At 49.9% G+C, this 15924-nt stretch carries 14 protein-coding genes; 9 read left to right on the top strand and 5 right to left on the bottom strand.

Annotated features, from left to right (window positions below):
- Positions 1-23: 23 nt before the first annotated feature.
- Positions 24-1958, bottom strand: coding sequence for an LTA synthase family protein (locus tag BLP55_RS02600; RefSeq protein ID WP_091140777.1), 1935 nt, complete (start codon positions 1956-1958; stop codon positions 24-26).
- Between the two features lie 160 nt (positions 1959-2118).
- Here BLP55_RS02600 and BLP55_RS02595 point away from each other — a divergent pair, with 160 nt between their 5' ends.
- The 6 genes from BLP55_RS02595 to BLP55_RS02570 all read left to right on the top strand — a co-directional run bounded on the left by BLP55_RS02595 (position 2119) and on the right by BLP55_RS02570 (position 10380).
- Positions 2119-3897: an AMP-dependent synthetase/ligase gene (locus BLP55_RS02595; protein ID WP_091140776.1), complete on the top strand. Its 1779-nt coding sequence runs from the start codon at positions 2119-2121 to the stop codon at positions 3895-3897.
- A 115-nt stretch (positions 3898-4012) separates the two neighbouring features.
- Positions 4013-4462: a MarR family winged helix-turn-helix transcriptional regulator gene (locus BLP55_RS02590; RefSeq protein ID WP_091140775.1), complete on the top strand. Its 450-nt coding sequence runs from the start codon at positions 4013-4015 to the stop codon at positions 4460-4462.
- On the top strand, positions 4446-6836 hold the full coding sequence (locus tag BLP55_RS02585; protein ID WP_091140774.1) for a 3-hydroxyacyl-CoA dehydrogenase/enoyl-CoA hydratase family protein: 2391 nt from the start codon (positions 4446-4448) through the stop codon (positions 6834-6836). The genes BLP55_RS02590 and BLP55_RS02585 overlap by 17 nt, the downstream gene beginning before the upstream one ends.
- 74 nt (positions 6837-6910) lie before the next feature.
- Positions 6911-8092, top strand: coding sequence for an acetyl-CoA C-acyltransferase (locus BLP55_RS02580; protein ID WP_091140773.1), 1182 nt, complete (start codon positions 6911-6913; stop codon positions 8090-8092).
- A 97-nt stretch (positions 8093-8189) separates the two neighbouring features.
- Positions 8190-8543, top strand: a complete 354-nt coding sequence (locus BLP55_RS02575) for a four helix bundle protein (protein ID WP_091140772.1) — start codon at positions 8190-8192, stop codon at positions 8541-8543.
- Between the two features lie 37 nt (positions 8544-8580).
- Positions 8581-10380 (top strand): acyl-CoA dehydrogenase family protein, encoded by a 1800-nt coding sequence (locus tag BLP55_RS02570; RefSeq protein ID WP_091140771.1) that lies wholly within the window; start codon positions 8581-8583, stop codon positions 10378-10380.
- 56 nt (positions 10381-10436) lie between these two features.
- On the opposite strand, the gene BLP55_RS02565 is transcribed toward BLP55_RS02570, so the two are convergent.
- Positions 10437-10871 carry an META domain-containing protein gene (locus BLP55_RS02565; RefSeq protein WP_091140770.1) on the bottom strand — a complete coding sequence of 145 codons (435 nt, stop codon included), beginning with the start codon at positions 10869-10871 and terminating at the stop codon, positions 10437-10439.
- Between the two features lie 98 nt (positions 10872-10969).
- Between BLP55_RS02565 and BLP55_RS02560 the strand changes: the two genes are divergently transcribed.
- The gene (locus tag BLP55_RS02560; RefSeq protein WP_091140769.1) at positions 10970-11494 is read left to right on the top strand and encodes a hypothetical protein; all 525 of its coding nucleotides are present in this window, start codon (positions 10970-10972) and stop codon (positions 11492-11494) included.
- A gap of 247 nt (positions 11495-11741) precedes the next feature.
- On the opposite strand, the gene BLP55_RS16680 is transcribed toward BLP55_RS02560, so the two are convergent.
- Positions 11742-11900, bottom strand: coding sequence for a lmo0937 family membrane protein (locus BLP55_RS16680; protein ID WP_139149570.1), 159 nt, complete (start codon positions 11898-11900; stop codon positions 11742-11744).
- A 175-nt stretch (positions 11901-12075) separates the two neighbouring features.
- Positions 12076-13278 (bottom strand): NAD(P)/FAD-dependent oxidoreductase, encoded by a 1203-nt coding sequence (locus BLP55_RS02555; RefSeq protein WP_091140768.1) that lies wholly within the window; start codon positions 13276-13278, stop codon positions 12076-12078.
- A 152-nt stretch (positions 13279-13430) separates the two neighbouring features.
- On the opposite strand from BLP55_RS02555, the gene BLP55_RS02550 reads away from it, so the two are divergent.
- Positions 13431-13967, top strand: coding sequence for a superoxide dismutase family protein (locus BLP55_RS02550; protein WP_091140767.1), 537 nt, complete (start codon positions 13431-13433; stop codon positions 13965-13967).
- Positions 13968-14055: 88 nt separating this feature from the next.
- Entirely contained in the window at positions 14056-15249 is a 1194-nt protein-coding gene (locus BLP55_RS02545; RefSeq protein WP_091140766.1) for an LETM1-related biofilm-associated protein, read from the top strand.
- Between the two features lie 26 nt (positions 15250-15275).
- On the opposite strand, the gene can is transcribed toward BLP55_RS02545, so the two are convergent.
- Entirely contained in the window at positions 15276-15911 is a 636-nt protein-coding gene (can, locus tag BLP55_RS02540) for a carbonate dehydratase (RefSeq protein WP_091140765.1), read from the bottom strand.
- Between the last annotated feature and the right edge of the window lie 13 nt (positions 15912-15924).

The following is a 15924-nucleotide window of genomic DNA, read 5'->3' as shown; positions in this document are numbered from 1 at the left end:
CCTTTCAACGGGAGGTTTTCTTTTTATTTCTGCGACTTGAGTCGGTATTTGCGCTCTTTGTACAAATACGATGCGACGGTCACATGCGCCAACGCATCCTTTGCGAGTTCGGGATCGAGTTGCGTGGGTACGAGTTCGGTATCGGTCTTGAGCTCGAATTGCAACGGCTGTTTGTCGGGTTGCAAAATGACAACCTGATTCCCTACGCGAAACGCGTTGTTGTTGTGAAACTGCATGATCGCGCGGCCTTTTGTTTCTTCGGGTAGTTTGAACAGGTCACGGCCCGGCATGGGCGACGCGATGTCCAATCCGATCAGGTTGAGCAATGTGGGCGGAATGTCGATCTGGCTGGCGAGCTTGTCGTAGGTTTTTCCCTTGGCCACACCCGGCCCGATGATAAGCGCGGGAATGTGAAATTTGTTGATGGGCACCAGGTGCTGGCCGTACGTACGCGTGTTGTGGTCGGCGATGACGATGAAGATGGTGTTCTCGAAATACTTTTCCTTTTTGGCCAATTCAAAGAATTTTCCGATCGCAAAATCGGCGTATTTCATCGCGTTGTGAACCGTTTGTTTCGGTTTTTCGTACAACTGGATGCGTCCGTCGGGGAATTCGAACGGCTCGTGGTTCGACGTAGAAAACATCAGCGAAAAGAACGGTTTGTCGCCCTGGCTTTTAAAATAATCGTTGGCCTTGACCACCAAATCTTCATCGGAATAACCCCAGGTGCCGTGCATCGCGGCCTTGGATTTGTCGAAATCGGGCTCGTCGATGATGTTCGCGAATCCGTTGCCGTTAAAAAATCCGGCCATGTTGTCGAAATTGGCCATGCCGCCGTAGATAAAACTGGTGTCGTAGCCCTTTTGTGCGAGTGCGCCGGCCAGCGTATAAAACCCCGATTGCGAATTGCTGAGCTTGACGACGCTCTCCGACGGCGACGGCAAAAATCCGGTAACCACCGCTTCGATGCCGCGTACGCTTCTCGTTCCGGTACAGTATAGATTCGTAAAAGATAGACCTTCTTGGGTCAGTCGGTCGTAATGGGGCGTAAGCGGCATTCCACCGAGGCTGCCCACATATTCGGCACCCAGACTTTCCTGCAGGAAAATCACCAGGTTGTATGGTTTTTTGCGCAGCGTATCGGCTTTTTGGATGTGGTTCAGCGGTAAATTGGCGTCGGTAAATTCGGCATCGGGCACGTGCATGTATTTGCGGACGCGTGCAAGGGCTTCATGGATTTCCATCTTGCCGTACATTTTGGCCGCATCGTCTTCGTTCTTGATCGAATAGGCCGCAAAAGCTACCGTATACAACGAATTCAGCCCAAGCGAATTGGTGAGCTGATCGGTCGAAAACACGGCATTGCTCGCATTGATCGGGCGTTTGGAAGTCAGGCTCGAACGCGCGCCAAAAAACAACAAAAAAGCCACGGGTAAAAACAACAGCAATCTGGCTTTATACGCGGCAGGTCTCGGATGGAACAACCTGGGTGCAAACCTGACCAACAAAAAAATGGCCGCGATCATCAAAACCGTCGTGGCGATGATCGACCCGAGGTAACTTTTGACGAGTGTTCCCGCAACCTCGGTGGGGTAAATCAAATAGTCGAGGAACAACTTGTTCGGACGCGTGTCGTACTGGTTGATGAAATCGCGCGTGGCCAACTCCATGAACAAAAACAACCCCAAAAATGTGATGAAGTAAACGGTAAAAAACTTTCGGATTCTTTGCAGCCAAGCATCGGGTAAGACGCAAATCAAAAGCGCGGGCAAAAAAGAAAGATAGCAAAGGATGATGAGATCCATCCGCAAACCAATCGTGAAAATACGCCAGAAATCATCGACCTGCATGACGCGTTGCTTAAAATTGAAAAACAAAAACAATCGGCTAACCGTCGTAATACAAAGGCCAATCAGCAAAAAATGCAACAATGGCTTGAGGAAATCGATTTTCTTCATGTGAAGCGAACGTAAATTTTTGGTTGCGCAAATGTAACAAAAAGATCGACCGTCGCCCTAAACGTATGTCATCTGCAAAATGACCGACAGAATGACCGAATCGACAATTAAACAAAACTATAACGATATTTTTGCTAATTTGCATCCAAATAAAACCGCTATGCCAGAGATTACACGTCTGTTTGATTTTCCCTATCACCAGCAAAAATACTACAACATTCCCGATGCGCTCGTGACCAAATACAACGGCCAATGGGTCAAGACTTCGAGCGACGAATACCTCGCCAAGGCCAACGCTATTTCGCGCGCCTTGTTGCGAATGGGCATCCAAAAAGACGACAAGATTGCGGTCATTTCGTCGAGCAACCGCACCGAATGGCACATCATGGACGTGGGCATTTTGCAAACCGCCGCGCAGAACGTGCCGATTTACCCGACCATTTCTGAAGAAGATTACCAATACATCCTTGACCATTCGGGTGCCATGTATTGTTTTGTTTCGGATGTCGAGGTGCTCGCCAAGGTCAAGGCGATCCGCGCGCAATTACCACTATTGAAAGATGTGTACTCGTTCGACGAAATCGACGGATGCAAGAACTGGAAAGAACTGCTCGCATTGGGCCAGGACAACAGCAACCAGCCCGAAGTCGACGCGCGAAAAGCAGCGATTACGACCAAAGATCTGGCAACCATCATTTACACGTCGGGCACCACCGGAAAACCAAAAGGCGTGATGCTGTCGCACGAAAACATCGTGGCCAACGTACTCGGCAGCGAGAAACGCATTCCGTTCGAAGCGGGAAAATCGCGCGCCATGAGCTTTTTGCCGATCTGCCACATCTATGAACGCATGGTCACCTACCTGTACCAGTATTATGGTGTGGGCATTTATTTTGCCGAATCGATCGAAAAGATCAGCGAAAATGTCAAGGAAGTCAAACCGCATGTGATGACGGTCGTGCCGCGATTGCTCGAAAAAGTATACGAGAAAATCTACGCCAAAGGCACCGAACTCACGGGAATCAAAAAGAAACTGTTCTTTTGGGCCATCGATTTGGGCGAACGCTTCGAACCGTATGGCGCCAACGGCTGGTGGTACGAATTCCAGTTGTCCATCGCGCGCAAGTTGATTTTCAGCAAATGGAAGGAAGCGTTGGGCGGCAATTTGAACCTGATGGTATCGGGCAGCGCGGCGCTGCAACCGCGGCTCGCACGCATGTTTGCCGCCGCCGATTTGCCGGTGGTCGAGGGCTACGGGCTTACCGAAACCTCGCCGGTGATTGCCGTCAACGACATGCGCAACCGTATGTTCAAGGTAGGTACCGTGGGCAAGCCGATCGAAAACGTCGAAGTCAAGATCGCGCAGGACGGCGAAATCCTTGCCAAAGGCCCGAACATCATGATGGGCTACTACAAAGATCCCGAAAAAACGGCCGAAGTGATCACAGACGGCTACTTCCATACGGGCGACATCGGCGAGATCGACCCCGAGGGATTCCTCAAAATCACCGACCGCAAAAAGGAAATCTTCAAAACTTCGGGCGGCAAATATGTGGCGCCGCAGTTGCTCGAGAATGCGATGAAACAGTCGCGGTTCATCGAACAGGTCATGGTGGTGGGCGAAGGCGAAAAAATGCCGGCGGCCTTGATCCAGCCCAACTTCGAATTCGTCAAGGAATGGGCCAGGTTGCATGATGTTGGCGGTTGCGACAACCCCAATTCGATCGCGGGCAACCCGCAAGTCATCGACCGCATCCAACAGGAGATTGACCAGATGAACGAAAAATTCGGCAATTGGGAAAAGGTCAAGAAATTCGAATTGACCCCCGAAATATGGTCGATCCCGGGCGGCGAACTCACACCCACGCTCAAACTCAAACGCAAACAGATCCTCGAGAAATACAGAGCGCTGTACGACAAGATCTACAAGACCGCATAAACAGACTCCCCTACTTGGGGAGTTTCTTTTTTTCGACAGTTCCAAATTTTTATGAAAATTTATTATGCATGCATAGTATTTTTTATTATCTTTGGATTTATCTAGCGTTTCCTACATGAAAGAAAAAACGATCGATTACATCCTGCGCGCCACGTGGCAAGCGGTTTCCCGCATGTACAACGAACAAGCGCAGAAGTACGGCGCGACCATGGCCACCGGTTTTGCGTTGCTCAGCATCGACAAAGAAGGCACGCCAAGCACGGCACTCGGCCCGCGTATGGGCATGGAAGCGACGAGCCTTACGCGTACGCTCAAATCGATGGAAGACAAAGGCCTCATCACGCGTCAACCCAATCCCGATGACGGTCGCGGGGTACTGATCCATCTGACCGAATTCGGCAAGGAAAAACGCGACTTGTCAAAAACCACCGTGCGCCAGTTCAACGACAAAGTCAAGGCGCGCGTCACCGACGAACAACTCGCCCATTTTATCGAAGTGGCCGAGATCATCAACGAACTCATACTCGACAAAAACATATTCAACGACAATGAAAAGAACCATTAAGAAAGTAGCGGTGATTGGCTCGGGCATCATGGGCTCGGGCATCGCATGCCATTTTGCCAACATCGGCGTCGAGGTATTGCTGCTGGACATCGTCCCGAAAGAGCTGACCGAAGCCGAAACCAAAAAAGGGCTTACCTTAGAGAGCAAGGCCGTTCGCAACCGCATCGTCAATGACCACTTGGCGAACGCCTTGAAATCGAAGCCCTCGCCTATTTACCACCAAAAATTCGCCAGTCGAATCGCCACGGGCAATACCACCGATGATTTGGCCAAGATTGCCGATGCCGATTGGATCATCGAAGTGGTCGTCGAACGGTTGGACATCAAAAAATCGGTGTTCGAGCAAATCGAGAAATACCGCAAACCGGGTACGTTGATTACCTCGAACACCTCGGGCATCCCGATCCACTTTATGAGCGAAGGCCGAAGCGAAGATTTCCAACAACATTTTTGCGGGACGCACTTTTTTAATCCGGCGCGTTACCTTAAACTGTTCGAGATCATTCCGGGGCCAAAAACCTCGCGTGAAGTATTGGATTTCCTGAACAATTACGGCGAACAATACTTGGGCAAAACGTCTGTTGTGGCCAAAGACACGCCGGCGTTCATCGGTAACCGCATCGGGATTTTCGGCATCCAAAGCCTGTTCCACCTGGTCAAGCAAATGGATTTGACGATTGAGGAAGTCGACAAACTGACCGGCCCCGTCATCGGTCGACCAAAGTCTGCGACATTTAGAACCGTCGATGTCGTAGGATTGGATACGCTCGTCCATGTGGCCAACGGATTGTACGAAGGCGTCCCGAACGACGAAGCGCACGAATTGTTCAAACTTCCGGATTTCATCGGCAAAATGCTCGAAAACAAATGGCTTGGTTCCAAAACCGGACAAGGTTTTTACAAAAAAGTCGACAAGGATATTTTGTCTTTGGACTTGAATACGCTCGAATACAGACCGAACAAAAAGGCGTCATTCGCGACCTTGGAGCTCACCAAGACCATCGACAAACCCATCGACCGTTTCAAGGTACTCGTTGGCGGCAAGGACAAGGCGGGCGAATTCTACCGCAAGAGTTTCGGGGCGATGTTCGCCTATGTATCGAACCGCGTACCCGAAATCACCGATGATCTTTACAAAATAGACGACGCGATGAAAGCCGGATTCGGCTGGGAAAACGGCCCGTTCGAAATTTGGGACGCCGTGGGTGTCGAAAAAGGCATCGAACTGCTCCAGGCCGAAGGATTGACGGCCGCCCCGTGGGTAAACGACATGCTCGCCTCGGGTAACAAAACGTTTTACACGGTCAAGGACGGGGCGTCGCATTACTACGACATCGCATCAAAATCGCAACAAAAAGTGCCGGGCCAGGACGCGTTCATCATCCTGAACAACATCCGCGAAAACAAAAAAATCTGGAACAATGCGGGTGCTTCGATCACGCATTTGGGCGATGGCATCCTGAACCTCGAGTTCCAATCTAAAATGAACGTGATCAGCGGCGACGTGTTGATGGGCATCAATAAAGCGATCGATTTGGCCGAAAAAGAATACGAAGGGCTTGTGATCGGCAACCAAGGCGCCAACTTTTCGGTGGGTGCCAACATCGGCATGATATTCATGATGGCCGTCGAACAGGAATACGACGAACTCAACATGGCGATCAAGGCATTCCAGAACACGGTGATGCGCTGCCGTTACTCGTCGATCCCCGTGGTTGTCGCGCCACACGGCATGACGCTGGGCGGCGGTTGCGAGATCAGTTTGCATGCCGACAAGGTAGTGGCCGCGGCCGAAAGCTACATCGGACTCGTCGAGTTTGGCGTAGGTGTGATCCCGGGCGGCGGCGGATCGAAAGAAATGACGTTGCGTGCCGCCGACCAGTTCCACAAAAACGATGTCGAGCTCAACGTATTGCAGGAGTATTTCCTAGCCGTGGCGATGGCCAAGGTATCGACGTCGGCCTATGAAGCCTTCGACACCGGCATCCTGCAACCGGGCAAGGACATTGTCGTGGTGAACCGCGACCGTCAAATCGCCGAAGCCAAAAAACAAGCATTGTTGCTGGCCGAAGCGGGCTACACCCAACCCATCCAACGCAAGGACATCAAGGTATTGGGCAAACAGGCCCTCGGGATGTTTTATGTGGGGACCGATCAAATGACGGCGGGTCATTTCATATCCGACCACGACAAGAAAATCGCAAACAAACTCGCCTATGTGATGGCGGGCGGCGATTTGTCTGAACCGACATTCGTATCCGAACAATACTTGCTCGACCTCGAACGCGAGGCATTTTTGTCGCTGTGTACCGAACGCAAAACGCTCGAACGCATCCAATTCATGTTAACCAAAGGCAAACCACTAAGAAATTAAGAGATGACGGAAGCAGATCCTGACCGATTCAACTAACTCAAATCTGCTTCTCGATTCTTTTAAAACCAAAAAATATGAAAACAGCATACATCGTAAAAGCATACCGTACGGCCGTCGGCAAAGCGCCAAAAGGCGTCTTCCGGTTCAAACGTCCCGACGAACTGGCCGCCGAGACCATCCAATACATGATGAGCGAACTGCCCGATTTTGACAAAAAACGCATTGACGACGTCATGGTGGGCAACGCCATGCCCGAAGCCGAACAAGGGCTCAACGTGGCGCGTTTGATCTCGTTGATGGGACTCAGCATCGTCGACGTACCGGGCGTGACCGTAAACCGTTATTGCGCATCGGGACTCGAAACCATCGGGATGGCCACGGCCAAAATCCAATCGGGAATGGCCGACTGTATCATCGCGGGCGGTGCCGAAAGCATGAGTTACATCCCGATGGGTGGATACAAACCCGTCCCCGACTACAAGGTCACCAAGGCCGGACACGAAGATTATTACTGGGGCATGGGTCTCACGGCTGAAGCCGTCGCCAAGGAGTTCAACGTCTCGCGCGAAGACCAGGACCAATTTGCGTTGCAGTCGCACCTGAAGGCGTTGAAAGCGCAGGCCGAAGGCAAGTTCGACAGCCAGATTGTGCCGATTTCGGTCGAACAAACGTTTGTCAACGAAGCCGGAAAAAAAGAAACCAAATCGTATACCGTCGCCAAAGACGAAGGCCCGCGCGCCGATACCAACCTCGAAGCGCTCGCCAAACTCAAACCTGTTTTTGCCACCGACGGAAGCGTCACGGCCGGCAACTCTTCGCAAATGAGCGATGGCGCGGCATTCGTGATGGTCATGAGCGAGGAACTGGTCAAAGAATTGAACCTTACCCCCATCGCGCGCCTGGTCAATTTTGCCTCGGCGGGCGTCGAACCCAGAATCATGGGCATCGGGCCAATCAAGGCCATCCCGAAAGCGCTCAAACAAGCAGGGATGAACCTGAACCAAATCGAGCTCATCGAACTCAACGAAGCGTTTGCGTCGCAATCGTTGGCCGTTATCCGCGAGTTGGGATTGAACCCCGACATCGTCAACGTCAACGGCGGTGCGATTTCGCTCGGACACCCACTGGGTTGCACTGGCGCCAAATTGTCTGTGCAGTTGTTCGACGAAATGAAGCGTCGCGGCAACAAATACGGCATGGTGACCATGTGCGTGGGAACCGGGCAGGGATGTGCGGGGATATATGAATTATTATAAATGATGAATTTTAAATTTTGAATGTAGGGCAGATATTACGGATAATCTGTAATGATGATAGTTCTAATTGTTGTAATTAGCATATCAAATCTGCATCATGAAACAAAATATCATCGCCACAAAAACATTCGAATTTTCGCTAACTATAATTGCACTTTATTTAAAACTAAAATCCGAAAATGAATATGTTCTATCAAGACAACTATTAAGATCGGCAACAAGCATTGGAGCAAATGTAGAAGAAGCTATTGCTGCGCAATCAAAAAGAGACTTTGTAAACAAAATGTCGATTGCGTCGAAGGAAGCAAGAGAAACTAAGTACTGGCTTCGTCTATTGGAAAGGTCTGAATTGAGCAAGCTTGAAATGAACGAATATTTAAAAGACATTGAACATATTATAAACATCATCTCAAAAATTGTAAAAACTTCTTCGGAAGCTCGTACCAAATAATTCAACATTTAAAATTCAACATTTAAAATAACAAAAAATGGTAACCGAAAAAGACGTGACCCGCGGTGGTCAATTCCTTGTCAAGGAAACCCAATGTGAGGACATTTACACGCCCGAGGATTTTACCGAGGAGCAAATCATGATGCGCGATTCCGTCAAGGAATTCGTAGACAAGGAAATCTGGCCCAACAAGGACCGGTTCGAGAAAAAAGACTACGCGTTTACCGAAGAATGTATGCGTAAGGCCGGCGACCTCGGTTTCCTGAGCGTGGCCGTACCCGAAAACTACGGCGGTATGGGCATGGGCTTTGTGGACACGGTTTTGGTATGCGACTATATTTCGGGCGCAACGGGATCGTTCTCTACGGCGTTTGGCGCGCACACCGGTATCGGGACCATGCCGATTACGTTGTATGGCACAGAAGAGCAGAAACAAAAGTACGTTCCGAAACTCGCTTCGGGCGAATGGTTTGGCGCGTACTGCTTAACCGAACCGGGTGCAGGATCCGACGCCAATTCTGGAAAAACCAAGGCCGTATTGTCCGACGACGGAAAATATTACTCGATCACGGGGCAAAAAATGTGGATCTCGAACGCGGGCTTCTGCAGCGTGTTCATTGTTTTCGCTCGAATCGAAGACGATAAAAACATTACCGGATTCATTGTCGAGAACGATCCGGCAAACGGCATCTCGATGAACGAGGAAGAGCACAAACTGGGTATCAGGGCCTCTTCTACGCGTCAGGTGTTTTTCAACGAGACCAAGGTTCCCGTCGAAAACATGCTCTCGGAACGCGGCAACGGCTTCAAGATTGCGATGAACGCGCTGAATGTGGGTCGTATCAAACTGGCCGCAGCTTGTTTGGACGCACAACGACGCGTGACATCGGGCGCTACCAATTATGCCAACGAACGCATCCAGTTCAACACACCGATTTCGAGTTTTGGCGCAATACGCTACAAACTGGCCGAAATGGCCACCAGTTGTTATGCGGGCGAAAGCGCAACCTACCGGGCGGCCAAGGATATCGAAAACCGCATCAAGGCACGCGAAGCCGCTGGCGCGTCGCATCAGGAGGCTGAACTTAAAGGCGTCGAGGAATACGCCATCGAATGTTCGATCTTGAAAGTGGCCGTATCCGAAGATGTACAAAACTGTACCGACGAAGGCATCCAGATTTACGGCGGTATGGGCTTTTCTGAAGACACGCCCATGGAAAGCGCGTGGCGCGATGCGCGTATTTCGAGGATTTACGAAGGAACGAACGAAATCAACCGCATGTTGTCGGTGGGCATGTTGATCAAAAAGGCGATGAAAGGCCACGTCGATTTGCTCGGTCCGGCGATGAAAGTCCAGGAAGAACTGATGGGCATCCCCGACTTCAATATCCCAGATTATTCGGTGCTGTTCTCGGAAGAGAAGGAAATGATCGCCAAACTCAAGAAAGCGTTTTTGATGGTTGCGGGCGCGGCCGTACAAAAATACGGTCCGGACCTCGACGCACACCAACAGTTGTTGATGGCGGCGGCCGACATGCTGATTGAAATCTACATCGCCGAATCGACCATACTGCGTACCGAAAAAATGGCCAAAAAATCGGGCGAAGCAGCCGTTAAGGAACAAATTGCGATGGCCCAACTGTATTTGTACAAGGCCGTCGATATCGTTACGCAAAAGGGTAAGGAAAGTATCATCTCTTTTGCCGAAGGCGATGAACAGCGTATGATGCTCATGGGGCTCAGAAGGTTTACCAAGTATACCAACATGCCCAACATCGTGGGATTGCGCGAAACCATCACGACCAAACTGGTCGCCGAAAACCAATATTGTTTTTAGTAGTTATAGTTGAGTTAATTCGAAAAACCGCGCTGTGGGTCAAACGGCGCGGTTTTTTATTTTTTGATCAGCCGCATGACTTCAATACTGCCATCGGTCAAACTTAAAGTCTGGTTGTTGTCGGTCAGCGAAAATGTTTTGACTTTCCGTAGGTTCTCGAGAAAAACGTTCTCGCCCTGCCCTTCGCAAAACATCTTGGTCATCGCCATTTGGTCGTCGAATCTGATTTCGCCTACGCCCACGCTCAAAATACCACCCGTAAAACTGTTGCAACCTGTATTCCCGTTAACCTTGCTTTCCTCGGTATTGAAGTTGAGCACCGGCTTTTTACGGCTGTACAATTGATCGGCGGCTTGGTTACCCGCCACATAAGTCAGTTCCCATGCGCCGTTGAGCAATTTGGGATCGTTTCCGGCCACGACGGCGGTTTTCTTGGACCCGCACGCCATGAGCACCACCAGAAACACTCCGATGATCGTTAGATTCTTCAAGATTTTGATTTTTTTGATTCTTAAATTTAAGAAATTTTGACCAAGCTTGGTCGTTTTTGTTAAGATTTCTATTTTAGTAAAAAATTAAATTCTTACTTATGAAATTACTCGGCATCGGTTCTCGCATCCAACATCCAGCATACGGCAAGGGCGTCGTGACCAACGTTTCATCCAAAGATTATTGGGTGACATTTATCGACAATGGATTGGAAACCATTCCGCTCAACGACACCTTCGAGGTCATCGAAGCGGCCGAAAACGAAGTCGACACCATCAGTTTTTACGATGTCGAACGCAGCTTGACCAACATCCTCAAACGCTGGTCGGACGTGACCGAAGTGGTGCCCATTGCCGACAAATGGAAAGGCGGAAAAATGATCATGGAACCCGGCCAACACGGCGTCCAAGGCAAGGAAGTGCCGATCGATACGTTTTTCAACAAAATCATCATGGTGCGCGACCGTTTGCGCGTGATGGAACAAAAAGTCAACGCGAGCAATTTGGGCGACAACGAAAAGGTCGAACTCCAGCAATACATCACGCGGATTTACGGCAGCTTGACGACATTCAACGTGTTGTTCAAATCGCAAACCGATTATTTTGTCGGCGAGAAATCAAAGTAATGTTACCGACAATTTCAACTGCAAAGAAATGAGCTTGTTTTTCGGTTTTTTATTGGCTGCGAAAAGACCATTTCACAGCCAATAAAAAACCGAAAAACAAGCTCAATAAAATTAAAAACGGCCGCCTGTTCGAGTAGCGGCCGTCTTTTGCAATATCTTTTATCGTGACTTTAACAATTATAACCCCATATTTGACAGTCGACGAATAAGTGTTGATATTGCGAACCAAACAAACATTATCATAAAATCACAGCGGCCTTCGGCCCTGGATGATTCTGAGTATTACTGCGATGATCGCAATCACGAGTAGGATATGAATCAGGTTACCTGCGGCATAACCTCCCAAAAATCCGATGGCCCAAATGACGACCAGGATGACGGCTATGGTGTATAACAAATTTCCCATGGTTTTAATTTTTGGTTTGTTTTAAATTTTGACTTCCATGACCCGCAGCCAGACATCAAATGTCCTTTTCATAGCAACTGTTTTCGAATCATTGGTTTAGCAAAGTTGTCGATTTAGGCCAGCGGTTCCCTTACAAAATATTGAGGAAATGTTATAGAATTATGAGAAACCCTGCTCAATGGCGCCCAAACGAGAAAATCGAAACATCGGGATTGTCTTTTCCCAAGATCAAGTCACGTATGATTTGCGCCGCGGTAACGCTAAACGTAATGCCGTTGCCGCCAAACCCCAAGGCAAAATAGCTGTTGGGAAACTTTTTGTAGGGACCAATGTACGGCAACCCGTCTTTGGTGGAGCCAAAGGTACCCGTCCAACTGAATTCGGGTTTGAAATCGATCGACGGAAACAACCTGCCGCAATCGTTGGAAAGTTGTTGGGTTTTCTTGGGCAACAAAGCATCTCTTTTCTTTGGATTGTAAAACATCTCGTCGCGTCCGCCTACAATGACGCGCTGGTCGCTTGTTGTCCGGAGGTACAGATACGGATTGGCTGTGTTCCAGATCAACACATTGTCCTTCCAGAACCTTGCCGTGTCGTACTGCTCGCTCGCTACGGCATAGGTCGACAACAATTTCACGATGTCTTTGTCGAGGAATTCAACCACCTCATAACCAGTTGCATAAACCAGCTTCTTGGCCCTGAGCACAAACCCGTTCTCGCTGCGCAGTGCTACTCCACTTTTTTGATGTTTGATTTGCGTAATCGGCGTCCTGTCGTATACCGGTGAAAGAGCATCGCCGTGAAACTGCAGCAGCCGGTGTGTCATTTCGTAAGCATTGGTTTGCGCCGCGAGTTCCGAAAGAATGGCACCGTGCGCGAGAAAACCATATTGGTCTTGCACCGCCTCGGCCGACAGCCACCGTACCTCAAATCCCGCCGCTTTGCGCGCCTCGAATTCGGCCTTGAGCCATGTGACGTCTTTTTTGTACGTCGCGTAGTAGAGGCTCTTTTTGAATTCGAATTCCTTCATCTCGAGTAGATTCGCTAGGACACCGAGTTCGCGTACCGCTTCTCCACAAAGCCGATAGGCACGCTCGGCGTGGTCTTTACCGACCAAATCTATCAGTTTCGACAACGGCGTGTCGATCTCATACTGCAGCAACGACGTACTGGCGCATGTACTTCCAAGGCCGATCGTGCGCGCGTCTACAGCAACACATGGGATGCCCGCTTCCACAAGGTAATGCCGAACCAAAGCGCCCGTAATCCCCGCGCCAAGGACAATGACCTCGGTATCAACGTCGCGGTCTAGCTTCGGATACTGGAACGGCAGTCCATCTTTGATGAGCCAAAACGGAAATCCTGTCTTGAGATTCATGGTCACATTTTCCCATAAAGTTAATCCGTCGCGCTTATACAATTGTGCGCGAGTCGTTACATAATTTCAAGTAGCGCCAATTTTAAGGTTATTTTAAGTTCTGGCCGACGGACAAATCGCTATCTTTGAAAGAAACCTTACACAAAACAATCATGAATAAGATCATCTTCTCTACCGCCATCGCAGCTTCCCTTTTCCTCGGATGCAAGACCAGCACCGACAAACAACCCGCCGCTCCAGAGAAAAAATTGACCGTCACGCTCGAACCCAAAAGCGACAGCAAAGTGACGGGCACGGCAGAATTTGTCGAAAAAGACGGCAAGGTGACCTTTACCGCCAAGATCAGCGGACTTTCACCGGGGGTACACGCCATCCACATACACGAAAAATCTGATTGCTCGGCGGCCGACGCCACGTCTACGGGTGGACACTGGAACCCTACGTTCAAGAAACACGGCAAATGGGGCGATCAGGAATACCACAAGGGTGACATCGGCAACTTCCCCGCCGATGTAGACGGCAACGGCATCATCACGATGGCCACCTCGGAATGGTGCATCGGTTGTGGCGACCCAAGCAAAGACATTTTGGGCAAGGGACTCATCGTACATGAAAAAGCCGACGACTACGTGACCCAACCTACCGGAAATGCGGGCGGACGTGTCGCCTGCGCCGGCCTCATCAAGTAAATGACTTAGCGGTATCGCAACCAAGATTTGACACCAAATTGATTCCGCGTGCCGAAAAAAGGCTAGCTTTGCAGCTAAAACCGAAACGATGATCAACCCTTCGGCAAATGGCTGGATCGACAAATTCTTCCTCGAGCAACAGGTCGTCGAGGCCATTTCGGATACCGATTCGTTTTACCAAAACATTCGCCTGACGGGTTTCATTTACGGCCATGTCGTAAGCTTTTCTACGCCGCGCACAATCAACACCAAGGGCTGGTTGCACGACGAAGTTTCGAAAGTCGCGATGCTCAACGCGTTGTACCAAATGTATACGCTGACCACGCAGGACGTACATCCGAAGCAATTTATCGAAAAGGCGGCATCGTTTTACGACAAAATGAACCCGCAGGGTTTTAGCCTGTTCCGCAAGATGATCCCCGGCCAATCGGTGGCGCACCACCTCGAAAAAATCATCGACGAGCGCGTGCACACCAACGACAACATCATCAGTAAGAACTTCTCGCACATTGTGACCAATGCCTTGCTGTTTGTAGATGTGCTCGCGTTCCAGCAGTATTTGACCCAGGGCGAGGTATCGGACAAATACCTCAAAAAAATCGAAGAGACGATCATCAGCGTCGTGACCCTCGCGCTGCAAACCAAAACCAACAAATCGCCACACGACAAACTGCTTGTCAAGTTGTTCGAGGCCTCGGTTCGGTACACCAAGTTCTCGAAAGCCAACATCCAGAACCTCGATGCCCTGCAGCTCGAATACTACCAGCATCCGCTCGAAAAGTATTACCTGATCGACATCGCGGGGCTCGCCTTATGGAGCGACGGCATGGTCGAAAAAGACGAAGCCTACTTTTTGCACACGCTGGCCGCGACCATGGACGTACCCGATGCTTTTGTGACCAAGAGCATATCCGATACGCATGCATTCATCTCCAAGTACCTCAAGGAAATTCCCTATTTCAACTATTCGAATCCGGTCAAGCATTTTTACGACCAGACGACGCAGCTGGTCATCACGCTCATCACGCGCAACAAGAAACGGTTGGCCAAGGAAATCTCCGAAAGCAAGGAGTTGATGGTACTGCTGGCCCACTCTACCCAACGCGATCTGGACAAAGACGAAAAGAAAAAAATCAAGAAACAATTGCTAGACATCTGCAAAAGCATCCCTTCACTGACCATATTCCTGATTCCGGGAGGCAGTTTGCTACTGCCAATCCTGATCAAATTTATCCCGCAAATGTTGCCGTCGGCGTTCAACGAAAACCTCGACGAAGAATAAAAAAAGCCGCGTGTTGCGGCTTCTTGTTAAAGGGCGAGTTGGTATATTTCGTCCAAATCTTGGTTCGAACTCAGGTTGACCTCTAAATCGGTCACGAATCCCGAATTGAGCCCGTAAACCCATCCGTGCAATGTCAGTTCCTGTCCTGAACGCCACGCGCCTTGCACGATAGACGTTTTGGCCAAATCCAACACCTGTTCCTTGACGTTGATCTCGACGAATTTGTTAAACCTATCATTCTCGTTGGGTATCGCCTCGAGTTTGGCACGGTGCAAACGGTACACGTCCTTAATATGGCGGATCCAGTTGTCGATGATCCCGATCGACTGGTTGCCCATGGCCGCCTTGACGCCACCACAGCCATAATGCCCACAAACGATCATGTGTTTGACCTTGAGCACATTGACGGCATAGTCGAGCACGCTGAGCATGTTCATGTCGGAATGTACTACCATATTGGCGATGTTGCGGTGTACGAAAACCTCGCCGGGCTTGGCGCCGATGATTTCGTTGGCCGGCACGCGGCTGTCCGAACAACCGATCCACAGCAAAGGCGGGGTTTGGCCTTTGGCGAGCTCGGCGAAATAGTTGGGGTCTTTTTCAAGCGACGATTCGACCCATTTTTTATTGTTGTCTAGTATTTTTTTGTAAAAATCACTCATGGTAAGTTGGCAA

The organism is Flavobacterium caeni (assembly GCF_900101895.1).
Lineage (GTDB): Bacteria > Bacteroidota > Bacteroidia > Flavobacteriales > Flavobacteriaceae > Flavobacterium > Flavobacterium caeni.
The sequence above is the reverse complement of the archived record's forward strand: the minus strand, read 5'-3'. Positions and strand labels throughout refer to the sequence as shown.

What these genes read in the sequence shown, in the direction of transcription:
- BLP55_RS02580 (WP_091140773.1), top strand. Translation starts at nt 6,911, where the DNA reads ATGAAAACAGCATACATCGTAAAAGCATACCGTACGGCCGTCGGCAAA.
- BLP55_RS02585 (WP_091140774.1), top strand. Translation starts at nt 4,446, where the DNA reads ATGAAAAGAACCATTAAGAAAGTAGCGGTGATTGGCTCGGGCATCATG.
- BLP55_RS16680 (WP_139149570.1), bottom strand. Translation starts at nt 11,900, where the DNA reads ATGGGAAATTTGTTATACACCATAGCCGTCATCCTGGTCGTCATTTGG.
- can (WP_091140765.1), bottom strand. Translation starts at nt 15,911, where the DNA reads ATGAGTGATTTTTACAAAAAAATACTAGACAACAATAAAAAATGGGTC.
- BLP55_RS02545 (WP_091140766.1), top strand. Translation starts at nt 14,056, where the DNA reads ATGATCAACCCTTCGGCAAATGGCTGGATCGACAAATTCTTCCTCGAG.
- BLP55_RS02555 (WP_091140768.1), bottom strand. Translation starts at nt 13,278, where the DNA reads ATGAATCTCAAGACAGGATTTCCGTTTTGGCTCATCAAAGATGGACTG.
- BLP55_RS02560 (WP_091140769.1), top strand. Translation starts at nt 10,970, where the DNA reads ATGAAATTACTCGGCATCGGTTCTCGCATCCAACATCCAGCATACGGC.
- BLP55_RS02590 (WP_091140775.1), top strand. Translation starts at nt 4,013, where the DNA reads ATGAAAGAAAAAACGATCGATTACATCCTGCGCGCCACGTGGCAAGCG.
- BLP55_RS02550 (WP_091140767.1), top strand. Translation starts at nt 13,431, where the DNA reads ATGAATAAGATCATCTTCTCTACCGCCATCGCAGCTTCCCTTTTCCTC.
- BLP55_RS02595 (WP_091140776.1), top strand. Translation starts at nt 2,119, where the DNA reads ATGCCAGAGATTACACGTCTGTTTGATTTTCCCTATCACCAGCAAAAA.
- BLP55_RS02575 (WP_091140772.1), top strand. Translation starts at nt 8,190, where the DNA reads ATGAAACAAAATATCATCGCCACAAAAACATTCGAATTTTCGCTAACT.
- BLP55_RS02570 (WP_091140771.1), top strand. Translation starts at nt 8,581, where the DNA reads ATGGTAACCGAAAAAGACGTGACCCGCGGTGGTCAATTCCTTGTCAAG.
- BLP55_RS02600 (WP_091140777.1), bottom strand. Translation starts at nt 1,958, where the DNA reads ATGAAGAAAATCGATTTCCTCAAGCCATTGTTGCATTTTTTGCTGATT.